The sequence below is a fragment of the Thalassobaculum litoreum DSM 18839 genome, from assembly GCF_900102465.1.
GTDB classification, from domain to species: Bacteria; Pseudomonadota; Alphaproteobacteria; order Thalassobaculales; family Thalassobaculaceae; genus Thalassobaculum; species Thalassobaculum litoreum.
Genome location: NZ_FNBW01000005.1, coordinates 250,130 through 268,404, shown reverse-complemented (window position 1 = coordinate 268,404; position 18,275 = coordinate 250,130). Strand labels below are relative to the sequence as shown.

Annotated in this window: 14 protein-coding genes; 3 read left to right on the top strand and 11 right to left on the bottom strand. The window is 67.8% G+C overall.

Translation table 11 applies throughout. The annotated features are described in order from the left end of the window. Positions 1-12: 12 nt before the first annotated feature. The 3 genes from ltaE to BLS34_RS10010 form a co-directional block, all read right to left on the bottom strand. The gene (gene ltaE, locus BLS34_RS10020) at positions 13-1,071 is read right to left on the bottom strand and encodes a low-specificity L-threonine aldolase (protein ID WP_093150029.1); all 1,059 of its coding nucleotides are present in this window, start codon (positions 1,069-1,071) and stop codon (positions 13-15) included. Positions 1,072-1,179: 108 nt separating this feature from the next. Further along, complete coding sequence (locus BLS34_RS10015; RefSeq protein WP_093150027.1) at positions 1,180-2,901, bottom strand: methyl-accepting chemotaxis protein; 1,722 nt, start codon at positions 2,899-2,901, stop codon at positions 1,180-1,182. A gap of 474 nt (positions 2,902-3,375) precedes the next feature. Next, positions 3,376-4,929, bottom strand: coding sequence for an ABC transporter substrate-binding protein (locus BLS34_RS10010; RefSeq protein ID WP_093150025.1), 1,554 nt, complete (start codon positions 4,927-4,929; stop codon positions 3,376-3,378). Positions 4,930-5,295: 366 nt separating this feature from the next. Between BLS34_RS10010 and BLS34_RS10005 the strand changes: the two genes are divergently transcribed. After that, positions 5,296-6,516, top strand: a complete 1,221-nt coding sequence (locus BLS34_RS10005) for a TauD/TfdA family dioxygenase (RefSeq protein WP_051243468.1) — start codon at positions 5,296-5,298, stop codon at positions 6,514-6,516. Between the two features lie 125 nt (positions 6,517-6,641). Here the strand turns inward: BLS34_RS10005 and BLS34_RS10000 are convergent, their stop codons facing one another. From BLS34_RS10000 to BLS34_RS09970, 7 genes are all read right to left on the bottom strand, one after another. Next, on the bottom strand, positions 6,642-7,277 hold the full coding sequence (locus tag BLS34_RS10000) for a DUF3726 domain-containing protein (protein WP_139189212.1): 636 nt from the start codon (positions 7,275-7,277) through the stop codon (positions 6,642-6,644). Further along, positions 7,274-8,983, bottom strand: coding sequence for a hypothetical protein (locus tag BLS34_RS09995; protein WP_093150020.1), 1,710 nt, complete (start codon positions 8,981-8,983; stop codon positions 7,274-7,276). Before BLS34_RS09995 ends, BLS34_RS10000 begins: the two co-directional genes overlap by 4 nt. Next, positions 8,980-9,990, bottom strand: a complete 1,011-nt coding sequence (locus BLS34_RS09990) for a membrane dipeptidase (RefSeq protein WP_093150019.1) — start codon at positions 9,988-9,990, stop codon at positions 8,980-8,982. The genes BLS34_RS09995 and BLS34_RS09990 overlap by 4 nt, the downstream gene beginning before the upstream one ends. A 72-nt stretch (positions 9,991-10,062) precedes the next feature. Further along, the gene (gene lpdA, locus BLS34_RS09985) at positions 10,063-11,451 is read right to left on the bottom strand and encodes a dihydrolipoyl dehydrogenase (protein ID WP_093150017.1); all 1,389 of its coding nucleotides are present in this window, start codon (positions 11,449-11,451) and stop codon (positions 10,063-10,065) included. 3 nt (positions 11,452-11,454) lie between these two features. Continuing rightward, positions 11,455-12,771 carry a dihydrolipoamide acetyltransferase family protein gene (locus BLS34_RS09980; protein ID WP_093150015.1) on the bottom strand — a complete coding sequence of 439 codons (1,317 nt, stop codon included), beginning with the start codon at positions 12,769-12,771 and terminating at the stop codon, positions 11,455-11,457. Between the two features lies 1 nt (position 12,772). After that, positions 12,773-13,786 (bottom strand): alpha-ketoacid dehydrogenase subunit beta, encoded by a 1,014-nt coding sequence (locus BLS34_RS09975; protein WP_028792670.1) that lies wholly within the window; start codon positions 13,784-13,786, stop codon positions 12,773-12,775. Positions 13,787-13,789: 3 nt separating this feature from the next. Next, positions 13,790-15,046, bottom strand: a complete 1,257-nt coding sequence (locus BLS34_RS09970; RefSeq protein ID WP_093150014.1) for a 3-methyl-2-oxobutanoate dehydrogenase (2-methylpropanoyl-transferring) subunit alpha — start codon at positions 15,044-15,046, stop codon at positions 13,790-13,792. A gap of 192 nt (positions 15,047-15,238) precedes the next feature. On the opposite strand from BLS34_RS09970, the gene BLS34_RS09965 reads away from it, so the two are divergent. Continuing rightward, positions 15,239-16,123, top strand: a complete 885-nt coding sequence (locus BLS34_RS09965) for a LysR family transcriptional regulator (protein WP_093150011.1) — start codon at positions 15,239-15,241, stop codon at positions 16,121-16,123. Here the strand turns inward: BLS34_RS09965 and BLS34_RS09960 are convergent. Further along, positions 16,112-17,023 carry a LysR substrate-binding domain-containing protein gene (locus BLS34_RS09960; protein WP_169400802.1) on the bottom strand — a complete coding sequence of 304 codons (912 nt, stop codon included), beginning with the start codon at positions 17,021-17,023 and terminating at the stop codon, positions 16,112-16,114. The two genes, BLS34_RS09965 and BLS34_RS09960, sit on opposite strands and share 12 nt — an antisense overlap. Before the next feature lie 108 nt (positions 17,024-17,131). On the opposite strand from BLS34_RS09960, the gene BLS34_RS09955 reads away from it, so the two are divergent. Beyond that, positions 17,132-18,259, top strand: a complete 1,128-nt coding sequence (locus BLS34_RS09955) for a TauD/TfdA family dioxygenase (protein ID WP_093150007.1) — start codon at positions 17,132-17,134, stop codon at positions 18,257-18,259. The last annotated feature ends 16 nt before the right edge of the window (positions 18,260-18,275 follow it).

Below are 18,275 nucleotides of genomic sequence, written 5' to 3'. Positions count from 1 at the left end.
ACCCCGATGCGGTCAGCGCTTGGCGTAGAACGCCTTCACCGCCGCCACGATGCGGTCGACATCCTCGGACGAGATGTCCAGGTGGGTCACCACCCGGATCTTCGCCGGGCGCGGCGACCCCAGCACGATCCCCTGTTCCTTCAGGAAGGCCCGCAGCGGCTCCACATCCTCGGCCGCCGGCTCGATGAACAGCATGTTGGTATCGATATCGTCCACATCGACCGTCAGCGGTCCCGCCTCGGCAAGCCCTTGGGCCAGGCGCCGGGCGTTGGCGTGGTCCTCGGCCATGCGGTCCACGTGGTGCTCCAGGGCGTGCAGTCCCGCCGCCGCCAGGATGCCGGCCTGGCGCATGCCGCCGCCGAGCATCTTGCGCAGACGCCGGGCCCGCTTGATGTAGTCGGCCGGGCCGCTCAGCACCGAACCCACCGGCGCGCCGAGGCCCTTGGACAGGCACAGGGACACGGTGTCGATCTTCGCCGCCATGTCCTTCGCCTTCAGGCCCTGCTTGACCGCCGCGTTCATCAGACGGGCGCCGTCGATATGCACCTGCAGGCCACGAGAATGGGCGGCGTCGGCCAGGGCGTCGATCCGGTCCTGGCTCTGCACCCGGCCGGCCACGGTGTTCTCCAGGGACAGCAGCCTGGTGATCGGCTTGTGGACGTCGTCCGGCTTGATCGCGTCCAGCACCTGCTGCGGCTCCAGCCCGCCGCGGGCGTCGGTGCGCAGCGGATAGGCGGCCACGCTGCCGAGCACGGCGGTCCCCATCGCCTCGTACTGGAACACGTGATAGCAGTCGCCGATGAGGAACTCCTCGCCGCGCTGGCAATGGGCCAGCACGCCGAGCAGGTTCGACTGGGTGCCGGAGGAGACGTAGAGCGCCGCCTCCTTGCCCATGATGCCGGCCACCTTGGCCTCCAGCGCCAGCACCGAGGGGTCCTCGCCGAACACATCGTCGCCGACATCGGCCTTGGCCATGGCCTCGCGCATCGCCGGGGTCGGCTGGGTGACCGTGTCGCTGCGCAGATCCAGGGTGCGGTTCGCGGGAACCGGGCGAAGGGCGGCGGCTGTCATGGAAGGCTCCTGGGATCGGGGCGGGTTGGGAAGACCTACACCGATACCCCGATCCGCCCGTGCCGCCAATACGGCGTCTGCCCTCTCCGCCCGGTCCGGACGACCGGCTTAGCCGCCGCGGACCTCCGCCAGGAAGCTGCCGACCTCGCGGCTGAGCAGATTGGACTGGCCGGACAGGTCCCCGGCCGCGGTCTCGATCTGCCGGGCGCCCTCGGAGGTCAGACCGACCGCCTGGTTCACGCCGGCAATGTTGGAGGAGACGTCGCGGGTGCCCGACGACGCTTCCTCCACGTTGCGGGCGATCTCGCTGGTCGCGGCCCCCTGCTGCTCGACCGCCGCCGCGACCGCCGCGGCGATCTCGTTCATCCGACCGATGGTCTGGGCGATGTGAGAGATGGCGGAGGCCGCCTCGCCGGTACCGGACTGGATGCTGCCGATCTGCTGGCTGATCTCCTCGGTCGCCTTGGCGGTCTGCCCGGCCAGCGCCTTCACCTCGGAGGCGACGACCGCGAAGCCCTTGCCGGCCTCCCCGGCCCGCGCGGCCTCGATGGTGGCGTTCAGGGCCAGCAGATTGGTCTGCTCGGCGATGTCCTGAATCAAGGTGACCACTGTCCCGATCCGCTCGGCCGACTGCGTCAGCCCGTTCACCATCGCGACGGTCTGCTCGACTTCGCTGGCCGCCGAGCTGGCGATCTGCGAGGAATTGGACACCTGTCGGCGGATCTCCTCGATGGAGCTCGACAGTTCCTCCGCCGCAGACGCGACCGTCTCGACATTGGCGGCCGCCTGGTCGGCCGCGGCCGCGACCGATGTGGACTGGGAGCCGGCCTGATCGGCGGCAGCGGTCATCGAGCTGGCGGAGTCCTTCAGATCGGCGGCCGCCTTGGCCACGGCGTCCACCACATTGCCGACCCGGTCCTCGAAGGCCTTGGCGACGGCCAGCATGTTCTGCTTGCGCTCCGCCTCCTGGCGCGCTTCGGATTCCTTCTGGCGCTCGGCCGCCCGGTCCGCCTCGACCAGATCGCCATGCAGCTTCACCAGGGAGGCTCCGACCGCGCCGAATTCGTCGCGACGGCCGCTGTCCAGGTTGATCGGCTCGGGCGCCCGGCGAGACACGATATCCAGATCGGCGAGCAGCTTGTCGATCGGCTCGCGGATCACCCGGAACAGGTAGATCGACAGAATGATCGCCACGAGGATGGCGATGCCGGCGGCGATGATCAGCATGTTGACGGATCGGGCCACATCGGAGCGGACCTGGGTCATGCTCTCGACGGCGTGTGCGGTCGTGGCAGCGCCTTTGCCCTCGATCAGTCCGCTGAGTTCGTCAAGCGCATCGGCCATGTTGGCCGCCGCGGCGTCGAACGCGCCCATCAGCCTGTTCCCGGCGGGCGCACCGCCCTCGATATAGGCATTAGCCATCCGCTCGCCTTCTCCGTAGAAGGCCGGCATGGCATCGGCCGTCCGCTTCAGCGCGGCGACCACGTCGGTATAGCCGAGATCGCGGGCCAATGCCTCGGCCTCGGCGACGACGGTCTGGAACGACTGCCGGTGGCTGCGCGCCTCATCGAACCCGTCGTTCAGCCCGTCCTGCCCGCGGGTGGCGGAGATGTCGGTCAGCCACTGCTGCACCTGCACCACATGAAAGCGGACATCCTTCACCAGAAGGTCGAGCGGGACAATCTTGGTGAAGGCCGTGTTGACCTCTTCTTCCAGGCTCTCCAGGTGGTCCAGATCACGGGAAAGGGAAACCGCTTCGTAGCCGATCGCGGCAACAAAGATGAGGATGATGCCCGCGAGACACGCGGCCATTTTCTGTCGGATGGTCATGGTCGGCGATATCCTGCTGAGCCAGGAAACCCTGGATTTGTGGGAGAAGAAGCGGTGGGGACGCTATCTTCGAACTCACCCCATAGCTACACAGCAGAAGAGTTATATTTTGTTAAAATTTCATGTTTTTAGCTTAAGCCGACACTAATGATTTCCAAGAATTGCAAAGGACGAATAATTAAACGCGCATGCCGGATCGCGCGCGGTTGCCTCTCGCAAATAGGGGTCTGAGGCTTCACACCAAGAAACGTGAAACGAAGGCCCGGCGGGCTGCCCTGCCGCCGCAGCGGCGCTGCAGGTGATCGGGACCACGGTCTCCGCGAGATTAGCGTCTGCCGCATAGTCATAGAGTAAAAATGGGTATTCGGCTACCGCCGGAAGCCCGAAAGACGGGAGCGATGCCCTTGCCCCTCTATGAAAAACGGCGGGCCCGAGAGCCCGCCGTCGATCACGCGTTGATCCGAAGGTCCGGTCTTATTCGAACCACCAGCGCTCCATCCAGCGCTCGCCGTCCAGATCCCAGTTCGACGCGAACTTGTCGTGGCCGATCTTATCGGAGGTCGCGAAGACATAGGAGGCGAACATCGGAATGACCACGCCGCCGGTCTCGTTCAGGATGACCTGCATCTCGTAGTACATCTCGCGGCGCTTGGCCTCGTCGAGCTCGGCGCGGGCCTTGAGCAGCAGTTCGTCGAACCGCTCGTTGGACCAGAAGCTGTCGTTCCAGGCCACGCCGCTCTGATAGGCCGTCGAGAACATCAGGTCCTCGATCGGACGCCCGCCCCAGTACACCGCGCAGAACGGCTTCTTCATCCAGACGTCGGACCAGTAGCCGTCGTTCGGCTCGCGCACCGGGGTGATGTCGATGCCGGCCGCCTTGGCCGAGTTCTGGTACAGCACTGCCGCGTCGACCGCGCCGCCGAAGGCCGCGTCGGCCGCCGACAGATTGACCGACAGGGAGTCCATGCCGGCCTGCTTCAGGTAGAATTTGGCCTTGTCCGGATCGTAGGAGGTCTGCGGCATCTCGCTGTTGAAGAAGCGCTGGTTCGGACCGATCGGCACGTCGTTGCCGACCGAGCCGTAGCCGAACAGGATCTTCTCAACCATCTCCTCGCGGTTGATGGCGTATTTCAGTGCGCGCCGGACATTCACGTCGTTATACGGCGCCGCCCGGCAATCCATCGCGAAGGTGTAGTGCTGGGTACCGGCGACAGAGTTGATCTCGACGCCCGGCTTGCGGCCCAGCAGGCCGCTGGTCTTCAGGTCGAGACGGTCGATGGCGTGCACCTCGCCGGAGACCAGCGCCGTGGTACGGGCGTTCAGGTCGACCAGGCAGTGCATCTCCACGGCGTCGAAATGGCCGCGGTTGTCGTCCCAGAATCCGTCGTAGCGCTCGAAGGTGGCGATGACGCCCGGATCGAACCGGGTCAGCTTGTAGGCGCCGCAGCCGATGCCCGACTTCCAATCGAGCTTGCCGTCCTTGGACGGGCCGATGGCCAGGTGATAGTCGCTGACCACGAAGGGGAAGTCGGCGTTGCCGCCGTCGAGCACGAAGGTGACGGTCGACGGGTTCTCGACCTTGATGTCCTTGATCGCCTTGACGATCGGACCGGCCGCCGAGGTCGACTGCTCGCCGCGGTGGTGATTGATGGCTGCGACCACGTCATCGGCGGTCAGTTCGCGGCCGTCATGGAAGGTCACGCCCTTGCGCAGCTTGAAGGTCCAGGAGGACGCGTCGGCGGAGGCCTCCCAGCTTTCGGCGACCCCCGGCTTCACGCCGCCATCGGCGCCGATCTCGGTCAGATAGCCGTGCAGGCCGAACAGCAGCGCGAGGGTGAAACCGTTTTCCGAAAGCCCCGGATCCAACGTGTCCGAGGTCGATCCATGGGCCTTGCCCATCTTCATCGTGCCGCCCTTCTTCGGCGCGGCAGACGCACCCGAGAGCGGAAGGCTGGCCGCGATACCGGCGACGGCCGTTGTTTGCATGAACCGGCGGCGATTGAAGGCGCCGCTCAAAATCTTGGTCATGTGGTATCCCCTTTTGTGAAGCCCAATCCAACGGTGCCCCAAGGCCGGCGCGGAACCTTCAGGCTCAACAGGTCCCATTTTCCCCGGACCCAAAGCTAACGCACATCAGCCAAACTGCCCGTCTGGCGAGGCCACCGTTTTCGGCATGGCCGGCTTATAGCACCCCGATCCCACAACCGCACCCCAGGGGACCGGACGGGTATTCGGTGCATCAAGCCTGCGCGAAGTCAACCAAACCGACCTATGCGTGTCCTGGCCGCATTTTCCTTTCACCCGCAAACACGTTCCGACACACTGCGGGCAACTGTAAACGAGGCCTTGCGCCCGTTGAAAACCGACACACCGATACTCATGGAGAGATACCACATGGCACAGGTCCTGGAGCCCGTGGCCGAATCCACCGGTCTTCCCGGCACGCCAGACTTCGACAGCTATCCGATCCAACACTGGCCCGTCGCCGCTCGGGCGGCCGAGGGCGGCGTCGACGTGGAATGGGATGACGGCAGTCGAAGCCGGTACCACCCGATGGTGCTGCGCGAGAACTCGCCGGACCCGGAGACCATCCACCCCGTGACCCGCGAGCAGGCGCGGATGCTGACCGAATTTCCGGCCGACCTGGCGGCGATCGAGGCGTCCATCGACCCGGCGGGCGCGCTGGCCGTGCGCTGGTCCGACGGTACCGCCAGCCGCTACCATCCGGGCTGGCTCTATACCTACCGCCCCGGCGAGGCGACCCGCGACGAGGACATGCCCGAGCGGGTGATCTGGGGCGGCGATCTGGACCTGTCGGCGGTGCGGGTCGACGGTTCCAACATCCTGGAGGACGAGGACCAGCTCGCGCGCTGGTGCGAGGCGCTGCACGTCCACGGCTTCGCCATCCTGGAGAACCTCGGGACGGACCGGTCGGTGATCGAGCAGGTCCCCGCCCTGCTCGGCCCGCTGCGCGACAACAATTTCGGCCGCATCTTCGACGTGGTCACCAAGCCGGACGCGGATTCCAACGCCTATACCTCGATGGGCCTGCCGCTGCATGTGGATCTGGCGACGCGCGAGTACATGCCGGGCCTGCAGTTCCTGCACTGCCTTCAGAACGAGTCGACCGGCGGCGAGAGCCTGCTGGCGGACTCGTTCTTCATCGTCGAGAAGCTGCGCCGGGAGGCGCCCGAGCTGTACGAGGCGCTGTCGACCACGCCGATGACCTCGGCGAACAAGGCGGTGAACACCGATTACCGCTGGACGGTGCCGATGATCCACCTGGATCCGGCCACCGGCGAGCCGCTGGAGGTGCGCTGGAACCCGTGGCTGCGCGCCCCGCTGACGGCGGATTTCGAGACGGCGGACAAGGTCTACAAAGGCCTGCGCCGGCTGTTCCAGATGGGCGACAGCCCCGACAACACGGTGACGGTTCGCCTGAAGCCGGGCGAGATGCTCGGCTTCGACAACCGGCGGGTCCTGCACGGCCGCACCGCCTTCGACCCGTCAACCGGCGGACGCGCCCTGCGCGGCTGCTATGTGGAACGCGAGGAGCTGTGGTCCCGCCTGCGGATCGTCGCCCGGCACAAGCGGGAGCGTCTGGTCTCCAACTGACCCCGCGACCTGCATCGATCGCTCCCCTGGACCGGGCTTTGCCGCTCGGTCCGGGGCGGACGGCCGACCCCATCGCTTGGAGCAGATCACCAACAGATGGAAACATCTGATCGTGTGAGTTTGCTCTATTCGTTGTCGATATCGCCCGCTCCCGCTCCTCGGCGGCGCGACGTGCCGTCGGCCGGAACCAGGGTGCGCGCGGCCAGGGCCGACAGCGCCCGCCAGTCGCCCGGATCCACCTCTACCCCGTCGGGAAAGCGCGCCGGCTGCGAAGCGTGGCCGCGTGTCAGGACCAGGGTCACGCCCCCCGGACCCGGTCGCAGGCCGCGGCACGGCAAGAGGCAATCCGCCGTCACCGTGAGCCTGTCGCCGCCCGCAAGATCGACCGTGACCGCCCCACCCCGCGCGTCGCGGGCGAGCGCCTGACCGATCAGACCGATCAGCATCGCCGGCACGTCCACCCGATCGATCGCGAGCGATTGTCCGGACGGACGGGCGAACAGCAGGTCGACCACGCCAGCCCCGACTTGAGCGGCGGCGACAAGGTCCAGCTTTCCATCTTCCTCCGACGGCTCCAGCGGGTGCGGCGGCGCGGTCTCGGCGGCGGTCAGCGCCACCAGAACCGGGCCGACGGCATCCTGTCCCACCTGCGCCAGCCAGGCGGCGGCATGGCCGATCTCGTCCGCCGTGCCGAAAGGCAGTCCGGCGCCGATCGCGGCCTTGCCGGCCATCGTGCGGATCTCGTTCAGGGACACTCTCACGGTCCGGTCCCGGCGACATCGCGTGCGAGGATCGGGAAGGCCCAGCCGTCGGGGTCGGCGGTGGCGATGTCGTCCAGGCCCGGCGCGCCTTGGAACAGCACGATGCGGGTCCAGCGGTCGGATTTCGGGTCGAACCGCCCGGCGCCGAAGAACGACAGCTTGCAGCGCAGCATATCCACCGGCACGCAGCCGGCGCCGATCAGGTTGTCGCGGATTTCCGCATAGAGATGCCCGGCGGCGAGCTGCACCCGGCCGACGGCGAAGCGATGCTGGGGATGGCGCAGGAGAAATCGGACGAGGCGCTCGGCAGGATCGGCATCGTCGAGATCGCTGTCCAGCGCCTGCACCCGCCGGGCGACATCCAGCGGCATTTCCCGCTCCGCCCCCGCCTCCAGGCGGCGTTCGCCGAGGCGCGGCTCGCTCTTTTCCTCCGACACGTACCAGAACCGCTGGCACTCCGCCGGTTGGGAGAAGTCGATCGCCAGCGCCCAGTCGAAGTCGGTGTCGAGCGCGCGGCGCAGGTCGCCGACGGTAACGGTCGGGTCGAGCCGGGGTTCGCCGTCACTGGCCATGCAATCGGCCGTGTCGTCGATCAGCGCGCCATGGGGTTCCAGCACCAGAGAGACCAGCAGTTCCTGGCCCTCCAGGGACAGCCGTTCCGCCTCCGCCATCAGCCGCTCCCACGGCCAGAGCCGGGAGAGCCAGGCGGCATCGAGCCAGCCTGAGACCGCCTCCAATTCGACATCGAGCACTTCGATCCGGGCCATCTGGCGAGAATCGCTGACCCGCCAGTCGCGGACATGGGCCCGGACCCGGTCGAGCCCGGCGAGGAAGGCCGAGATCTCGGCCTCCGCCGCCCGTTCGATGCCGCGCACGCGGGCGAGCGCGGTCTCCCGCGCGGCGATCCAGTTGTGCAGCAGCAGCGGATGGTTGACCAGAAACGGCGCCATGCCCAGGCCGGTCGAATTGCCGATGCCGAGATAGCGGCGGTAGCCCGGCGCCAGCGTCGCCGCCTGCGCTCCCCCGCGCCGCCGGGCGATATGCTCGACCAGATCCAGGGTGAAACCCCGGATCAGCCAGACCGCCAGCATTTCCGCCTGAAACGGTCCGCCGAGGCCCCCTCGGCCGGCGATGCGCGCCCGGTCGGCGATCCCGAACTTGCCATTGCCGTAGACCGCCGTGGTGCGCATCAGATAGCCGGTCTCGGCGATCAGGGTCCGGTCCGGCTGGTCGCCACGGGCAAGCGCGTCGACCACATGGTCGAACAGCCGCACGCTGCGGTTGGCCCGGCTCAGCACCAGGTCCCGGCCGGTATAGCGCGCCGCCTCCTGGCGCGGGACGGCGGCGGCGAGCCGGTCGATATCCGCCGCGTCCGGGATCCCGTCGAACAGCACGTAGCTGGTGTCCCAGGCCTCGGCGATGACCCGGTCGCTGCGGTCCTCGGTCGCCAGTTCGGTCGAGAACGCCACCAGACTGTAGGGATGGCCGCCGAAATCCAGGCTGTAGACCGCCACGCCATAGCCCCGGTCGTCAATCCGCCAGACCGGACGGCGCACGACCGCGCCCTCGCCGTGCAGCCGGCGGATCATCGTACGCAGAAAGCTGATCCGGGTCGGAAAGAACGCGCCCAGGCGCGCCAGCCGCATGACGGTCGAAGCCGGACGCAAGGTCCCTTCCACCGCACTGCCGGCCGGCGCCGCTGTCATGCGGCGGCTATCGGGCCGGCCGTCATCGGGCCGAACGAACGCTCAAAGAAATCGAGCCAGTTTCCGCCCATGATCCGGGCCACATCCTCCGCGTCGAAACCGACGGCCCGCAGCCCGTCCGCGAGCCCGGGGAAATCGGCATTGGAGGTGAACCAGTCCGGCTGCGGCGGGAAGCCCGCCTGGGCGGCGGAGCCCTCGCCGTAATCGATTTCCTTCGACCAGGTGCCGACCCGCATCCATTCCACGATGCTGTCCGGCTGGTCCTGGCAGAGGTCGCTGCCGAAGCCGATCCGTTCCACCCCCATCAACTCAGCGGTGCGGGCGATCATGGTGCAGAAGCTCTCCAGCGTGCAGTCCGACTTGCCGGCAAGGTGGTGCGGGTACATGGAGAAGCCGAGCATCCCGCCGCTCTCGGCCAGCGCCTTAAGCACCGTGTCCGACTTGTTGCGCAGGGCCGGATGCCAGGAGGCGGGGTTGGCATGGGTGATGGCGATCGGCCGCTCGGAGATCTCGATCGCCTCCAGGGTCGAGCGTTCGGCGGAGTGGCTCATGTCCACCACCAGACCGACCCGGTTCATCTCCTTGATCACCTGGCGGCCCATGCGGGTGATGCCCGGGTCCTCGGCCTCGTAGCAGCCGGTCGCCAGCAGCGACTGGTTGTTGTAGCTGAGCTGCATGAACCGGGCGCCCAGCCCGTGGCAGATCTCCACCAGACCGATATCGTCCTCGATCGGCGAGGGGTTCTGAAATCCGAAGATGATCGCCGTGCGCCCGTCGGCATGGGCCTGTCGGACATCGGCGGCGGTGCGCGCCTGCACGATCAGGTCCGGGAACCGCTCGAACCAGCGGTTCCAGACGATCATGTTCTGCACCGTCTCGCGGAAGTCCTCGTGATAGCAGATTGTGACATGGACGGCGCCCACGCCGCCCGCCCGCATCTCCCGGAAAATCTTCTCCGACCAGTTCGCGTACTGGCATCCATCGACGATCAGGGACCGTTCCGCCATCGATCTTCATCCCCCTGCTTTGCCTCGATCAGCCTAGCGGGGGAAATCCTGATGGTCGATGGGTGCGGTCCCTCAGATGTGCAGCGCGTGGCCCAGGGTGCGCAGCGCCGCCTCGTGGAACGCTTCGCCATGGGTCGGATGGGCGTGGATCGTGCCCGCGACGTCCTCCAGCCGGGCACCCATCTCCAGCGCCAGGGCGAAACCGGCCGCCAGCTCCGACACATGGGCACCGACCGCCTGCACGCCGAGCAGCAGGTGGTTGTCGGCCCGTGCGACGACGCGCACGAAGCCGTCCTCCCGCGCCGTGGTCATGGCCCGGCCGTTCGCCTGAAACGGGAACAGCTTGGAGATCGCCTTGTGCCCCTCGGCCTCGGCATCGGCCGGGCTGAGGCCGACCGTGACGATCTCCGGGTCGGTGAAGCAGATCGCCGGAATCGCCACCTTGTCCCAGGACCGCCGCTCGCCGGCCAGGATCTCGGCCACCATCTCGCCTTGGGCCATGGCCCGGTGCGCCAGCATGGGCTCGCCCGACACGTCGCCGATGGCATAGACCCCGCGCATGGAGGTCCGGCAGCGGTCGTCGATCCGGATGAACCGGCCGGAGCGGTCGAGGTCCAGCTCCTCCAGCCCATAGCCCTCGGTCTTCGGCCGGCGCCCGACCGTGACCAGCACCTTGTCGGCGGCAACGCTCTTGGCCTCGCCGCCGTGGTCGATCTTCAGGCCCTTCTTATCGACCCCGCCGGCCTTGGCGCCGGTCAGCACGGTCACGCCCAGTTCTTCCAGACGCGCCAGGACCGGGCGGACAAGTTCTGCGTCGTATTGCGGCAGCACGTGGTCGGCCGCTTCCACCACCGTCACCCGGCTTCCGAGCTTGGCGAAGGCGGTGCCCAGTTCCAGGCCGATATAGCCGCCGCCGACGACCGCGACGGAACCCGGCACCTCGTTAAGCGCCAGCGCCCCGGTCGACGACATCACCCGGTCGCCGAAGGCCAGGTCCGGCAGTTCGACCGGCTCGGAGCCGGTGGCGATCACCACGCTCTCGGCCCGGATGGTCTGGGTGCCGGTATCGGTGGCGACCTCCACGGTTTTGCCGTCGACGAATTTGGCCCAGCCGCGGATCGACTTCACGCCCGCCTTCTTCAGCAGCCCGCCGACGCCCATGTTCAGCCGTTCGACGATGCCGTCCTTCCAGGCGATGGTCTTGTCGAAATCGATCTTCGGCGCCGACGCCGAGAGTCCGAACGGCGTGCTGCCCGCTGCCGCCTCTTCCAGCCTGTGGAACTCATCGGCGGCATGGATCAGCGCCTTGGACGGGATGCAGCCGACATTGAGGCAGGTACCGCCCAGCGGCGCGCCGTCCACGATGACCGTGTCGAGGCCGAGCTGGCCGGCCCGGATGGCGCAGACATACCCGCCGGGGCCGGCGCCGATGACGAGAACCTTGCAGCTGATATCGCGCATCGCTCAGTCCTCCACGAACAGGGTGGCCGGGTTTTCGAGCTGCCGGCGGATCGCCTGCACGAAGACCGCCGCGTCCCAGCCGTCGACGACCCGGTGATCGAAGCTGGAGGACAGGTTCATCATTTTACGCGGCACGAACTGGGTGCCGTCCCAGACCGGGCGCATCTGCATCTTATTGACGCCGACGATGGCAACCTCCGGGCGGTTGATGATCGGCGTGGTGGCGATGCCGCCCATGGCGCCCAGCGAGGTGATGGTGATGGTCGAGCCGGACAGCTCGTCCCGACTGGCCGATCCGGTGCGCGCCGCCTCGGCAAGACGGGTGACCTCCGCGGCACTGTCCCACAGCCCGCGCGCCTCCACATGGCGCACCACCGGCACCATCAGCCCGCCGGGGGCCTGGGTGGCGATGCCGATATGCACGCCGCCATACTGGTGGATCACGCCCGCATCGTCGTCGTAATGGGCGTTCAATGCCGGCTGCTTGGCGATGGCGTTGACCATGGCGCGCATCAGGAACGGCAGCAGGGTGAGCTTCGGCCGCTCGCCGGCATGTTCCTTATTCAGGGTCTCGCGCAGCCGCTCCAGCTCGGTCATGTCGATCTCGTCGACATAGGTGATGTGGGCGACATGGGCGTTGGCTTCGGCCATGCGCGCGGCGATGCGGCGACGCAGGCCGACGACCTTGATCTCCTCCACCGCCGTGTTGGCGACCCGACCGCCGCCGCTGCGCCCCTCGCCCGAGCCGCTGAACCAGAGGTCCAGATCCTCATGGGTGATGCGCCCGGCCGGGCCGGTGCCGCGCACCTGACGCAGATCGACCCCGCCCTCCTTTGCCCGGCGGCGCACGGAGGGGGCCGCTATCGGCCGGTCGTGCTCGCCGCGCGCCGGACCGCCGGTGGCGACCGGAGCGGGCTTGGCGGGTTGAGCGGGTTTGGAGGGCTTCTTGGGTTCCGGCTTCTCGGCCTTCTTCTCGGGCGCGGGTTTCGGCTGCGTCTCTTCTTCGTCCTCGCCCTCCGGCTCGTCAGGTTCGGGAGCCGCCTCCTTCGCGTCAGGTTCCGGGGCGGTGTTGCCGTCACCATCGACCTCCAGCGTCACCAGCGGCGCGCCGACCGACAGGACCTCGCCGACCTGACCGCCCAGGGACTGCACCGTGCCTGAGACGGGAGACGGAATCTCCACGGCGGCCTTGTCGGTCATCACCGTGGCGAGGATGTCGTCCTCCTGCACGATGGTACCGACTTCCACGTTCCATTCGGTGAGTTCGGCCTCCGCGACCCCTTCGCCGACATCCGGAAGCTTGACGGTGTGGGTGCCCATCTCAGACCTCCAGAACTTCTTGCAGCGCCCGGGCTATGCGATCCGGCCCGGGGAAGTAGTCCCATTCCTGGGCGTGCGGGTATGGCGTGTCCCAGCCGGCGACCCGGCGCACCGGCGCCTCCAGATGGAAGAAGCACTCGTCCTGAACCAGGGCCGCCAGTTCGGCGCCGAAGCCGGAGGTGAGCGTCGCCTCATGGACCACAACGCAGCGCCCGGTCTTCAGCACCGACTGCTTGATGGTCTCCAGATCCAGCGGCACCAGGGTGCGCAGGTCGATGATCTCGGCATCCACGCCGGCCGCCTCGGCCGCCGCCAGGCTCACATGCACCATGGTGCCGTAACTCAGCATGGTCACCGCCTTGCCCTCACGGACCACGTTGGCCTTGCCGAGCGGGACCGTGTAGTGGCCGTCCGGCACCTCGCCCAGATCGGAGCTCGACCAGGGCTTGACCGGCCGGTCGTGATAGCCGTCGAACGGGCCGTTATAGAGCCGCTTGGGCTCCAGGAAGATCACCGGGTCGTCGTCCTCGATGGCGGCGATCAGCAGGCCCTTGGCATCGTGCGGGTTGGACGGCACCACCGTCTTCAGGCCGGCCACATGGGTGAACAGCGCTTCCGGCGACTGGCTGTGGGTCTGGCCGCCGAAGATGCCGCCGCCGGTCGGCATCCGCACCACCATGGAGGCGGTAAACTGACCGTTGGAGCGGTAGCGGATGCGCGCCGCCTCCGACACGATCTGGTCGTAGGCCGGGTAGACGTAGTCGGCGAACTGGATCTCCACGCAGGGCCGCAGCCCGTAGCCGGCCATGCCGATCGCGGCGCCGACAATGCCGGCCTCGCTGATCGGCGTGTCGAAACAGCGCGACGGCCCGTATTTCTTCTGCAGCCCGGCCGTACAGCGGAACACGCCGCCGAAGAAGCCGACATCCTCGCCGAACACCACCACGTCGTCGTTGCGCTCCATGGAGACGTCCATGGCATCGCGGATGGCCTCGATCATCGTGCGCCGGGTCATCGATCAGTACCCCGCCTGCTGGCGCTGACGGCGCAGATGCGGCGGCATTTCCGCATAGACGCCCTCGAACATGTCGCGCACCGAGGGGTGCTGGCCGGAATGCAGGGTGCCGTGCTTCTCGGCTTCCTTTTGGGCGGTGATGATCTCGTCACGGATCTCGGCCTCGGCCTGGGTGTGGCGTTCGTCCGACCATTCGCCCAGCTCGATCAGGTGGTTCTTCAGCCGCATGACCGGATCCCCCAGGGGCCAGGCATCGCTTTCCGTCTTCGGCCGGTAGGCGGCGGGATCGTCGGAGGTGGAATGGCCGCCGACCCGATAGGTCACATGCTCGATCAGGGTCGGACCGAGATTGCGCCGGGCCCGCTCGATCGCCCATTTCGCCACCGCATAGACCGCAAGATAGTCGTTGCCGTCCACCCGCAGCGACGGAATGCCGAAGCCGAGGCCGCGGGCAGCGAACGTCCCCGACCCGCCGCGGGCGATACCCTGGAAGGTGGAGATGGCCCACTGGTTGTTGACGATGTTCAGCACCACCGGCGCCTTGTAGGTCGAGGCGAAGACCAGCCCGGCGTGGAAGTCGGACTCGGCGGTCGAGCCGTCGCCGATCCACGCCGCCGAAATCTTGCTGTCGCCCTTGATCGCCGAGGCCATGCCCCAGCCGACCGCCTGGATGAACTGGGTCGCGAGGTTGCCGGAGATCGAATAGAAGCCGTGATCCCGCGAGGAGTACATGATCGGGAGCTGGCGCCCCTTGAGCGGATCTTTCTCGTTCGAATAGATCTGGTTCATCATGTCGACCAGCGGATAGCCGGCGGCGATCAGCAGTCCCGCCTGACGGTACGTCGGGAAGTTCATGTCGCCGGGCGTCAGCGCCTTCTGGAAGGCGCAGGCAATCGCCTCCTCCCCCAGGTTCTGCATGTAGAACGAGGTCTTGCCCTGGCGCTGGGCGATCATCATGCGGGCGTCGAAGGCGCGCAGGGTCATCATGTGCTTGAGACCGTCGCGCAGCTCTTCCGCCGTGAGCAGCCCGGCCCAGGGCCCGACGGCGACGGCGTCGCGGTTCAGCACGCGGATGATCGAGAACGCCATGTCGCGGATGTCGTCGGGGGCGACGTCCACCGGCGGGCGCGGCACCTGTCCGGCACGGGCGATGGTGACGTTGGAGAAGTCCGGCGTGTCGCCCGGACGCACGGCCGGTTCCGGCACGTGCAGGCTCAACGGAGTTTCAGGCGGAGTTCCGGTTCCGGTCTCCTCGCTCATGCTCCCTCCTCTCGGCGGCACCCGCACGGTCAACACCTTCGCGCCGCTCCAGTTCCCTCATGTGTCTCTTGCGACGACGGATTTCGAGGGTCGGCCGGTATTGGAACGCAGACTTATTTTGCAAATGTGCCGGATTGAATAGGATAGATGTCAAAATCATTTTGCATTTTCGTTGGCACAAGGGGGATCGGCGTGAACTGGGACGACCTGAAACTGTTTCTCGCCATCGGCCGGTTGGGCAAGCTGACCGCCGCCTCGCGCCGCCTCGGCCTCGACGTCGCCACCCTGAGCCGGCGGATGACCAGCCTGGAGCACAGCCTGGAGACCAAGCTGTTCGAGCGCAGTCCGAAAGGTTACGCGCTGAGCGAGGCGGGCCACGCCCTGATGCAGCATGCGGAAGCCATGGAGCTTGCGGCCGAGGCGGCGCGGGAGCAGGTCGGACAGGCTGCCGGCGCGTTGAGCGGGGCGGTGCGGATCGGCGTGCCCGAGGGCGTGGCGAACTTCCTGCTGTCCGATCTCTGCATCGAGCTGTGCAACAGCAATCCGGAATTGGACATGGAGGTCGTCGCCCTGCCCCGGGTGTTCAGCCTGTCCCAGCGCGAGGCCGACCTCGCCATCGCGGTCTCGCCCCCGCCCAGCGGCCGGCTGACGGTGCAGAAGATCACCGACTACCGGCTCCGGCTCTATGCCACCGATGCCCTTATTGCCCGCCATGACGGCTTCGAGCGGGATTGGGAACTGCGGCAGGCACGCTGGATCGGCTACATATCCGACCTCGTGTTCGACCCGTCGCTCGACTACATCCCGCATGTGGTGAGCGACGTGCGCCCGGCGCTGACCTCCACCAGCCTGCTGATCCAGCTGCGCTGGCTGCTGGCCGGCGCGGGGGTGTGCATCCTGCCCGACTTCATCGCCCGGGCGTATCCGGCCCTGAAGCCGGTGCGCGGCGACGCCATCGCCCTGAAGCGGTCGTTCTACCTGATCCGGCACGAGACCGACGTGCGGCTCAAGCGGGTCTCCGCCGTGGCCGACCGGATCGTCAGCGGCGTGCGCGAGCGGGTGCAGTCAGCCGGCTGAGGGATGCGCAAGACGGGAGCGGAACCAGGCCAGCGCGCGCTCCACGTCCTGCGGTGCCGTCCGGTCGCTCCACACGAACCACCAGCCCCAGTCCGATCGCACCACCTCGGGGCCGACCGGCACGATCACGCCGCTCTCCAGCATCTCGTCGATCAGCGGTCGCCAGCCGAGCCCGATGCCGGTGCCGGACAGCACCTCCGACATCACCAGAGGATAATGGTTCAGCCGCACCCGGGCCGGCGGCGGCGTGCGGCGCACGCCGGCAAGCCGGAACCACTGCGCCCAGGTCATCCAGGGCCGGTCGCCCTCGTCCATATGGATCAGGGTGGCGTCGACCAGATCGTCCGGGGTCAGGGCCAACAGCTCCGGCCGCGCCTCCGCCAGCCGCCAGCCGACCACCGGCATCACCGTCTCTTCCGCCAGCAGCACGCCGTTCGGCCCCAGATCGGCGCGCGATCCATGGCGCACGCCGATATCGAATTCGGTGCGGTCGAACTCCGCCGAGCGGTCGGCGATGGACAGGCTGATCGACCGTCCGCCCAGCGCCTCGCGCAGCCCCTCCAGCCGCGGCATCAGCCATTGCTGGCCGAAACCGGAATGGGTGGACAGGGCCAGGACCGCCCCCTCCTCCGCCACGCGCAGACTGTCGACCACCGCGGCTATGTCACCGAACCCGGCGTTCACCGCCTGCCACAGGCGCAGACCCGGCTCGGTCAGGGTCACCCGGTTATGGGCGCGCTGGAACAGCAGGTGACCCACCGCCGCCTCCAGCCCGCGGATATGCCGGGTCACCGCCGGCTGGCTGATCCGCAGCTCGCGCGCCGCCCGGCTGAAGCCGCCGAGCCGCCCGGCCGCCTCGAACACCGCGAGCGCGTTGAGGGACGGCAGTCTGTGTCTCATCTCGACCATAACATGAGATTATAGCAGGCATCGGGATTTCATGTCTGTAACACCTTCCGATTAAAGGGAAGACTCCAGCCCACTGCGACTGACCGACAGGACGGGGCGATGACCTTCTGCGACTTGGATCGGACGACCGGCCACCTCTGGATCGAACGGAATGGGCGCCGCGTCCCCCTGGTCCCGCTGTGGCTGCGGGAGCGCAGCGAGGCGCCGGAGCAGATGGACCTGAACAGCCATCAGCGGACCTACGACCCGACCCGCCTGCCAGCCGATCTGCGGATCGAGGACGCCCAGGCGGACGGCTCGGGCGTGACGCTCGGCTTCTCCGACGGACACCGCTGCCGCTTCGAGTTGGAATGGCTTGCCGTGGAGGCCGGGCTTGCCCCGGACCCCGCCGCCCTGCCCGACCCGATCGCCTGGACGTCGGACACGATCACCCCGCCCTCGGCCTCCTGGTCCGCCCTGTCGGAGCCGTCGGTAATGCAAAGCCTGCTCGACGGGTTCTTCGCCAGCGGCTTCGCCATCCTGCGCGACACGCCGACGCAGGAGGACAGCCTGCTCGACATCGCCCGCCGGTTCGGCCCGATCCGCGAGACCAACTGGGGCGTGCTGTTCAACGTGCGCACCGAGGCCCAGGCCAGCGATCTCGCCTATACCGGCCTCGCCCTGACCGCCCATTCCGACAATCCATACCGCCGCGCGGTCCCGGCAATCCAGTTCCTGCACTGCCTGGAGAACGGGGCGACCGGTGGCGACAGCACCCTGGCGGACGGTGTCGCCATCGCCGCCGCTCTGAAACGGGACGCGCCGGAGGCTTATTCCGTCCTCACTCGGCTCCCGGTCACCTTCCGCTACCGCTCGGCCACCGTGGACGACCGGGCCACCGCGCCGATGATCGATGTCGACGAAGGGGGCCGCCTGCGGGCGATCCGGCTGTCGACCCGGCTGGATTTCCCGCCGGCCGCCGATCCGGAAATGCTCGCCCTGTTCTTCGAAGGCCGGCGGCGTCTGGCCGCCTATGCCGAGGACCCGGCCTTCCAGATCCGCTTCAAGCTGGCGCCCGGCGACTGCCTGGTGATGGACAACCACCGCACCCTGCACGGCCGCACCGCCTTCGCGGAGGATGGGCGGCGTTTCCTGCAGGGCTGCTACATCGACTATGACGGCCCGGAATGCCTCTACCGGCTGCACGCGCGGCGGCGGGAGGGCGGGGCCGGCGCCATCGCCGCCTGACATTTCCGAACTTGCG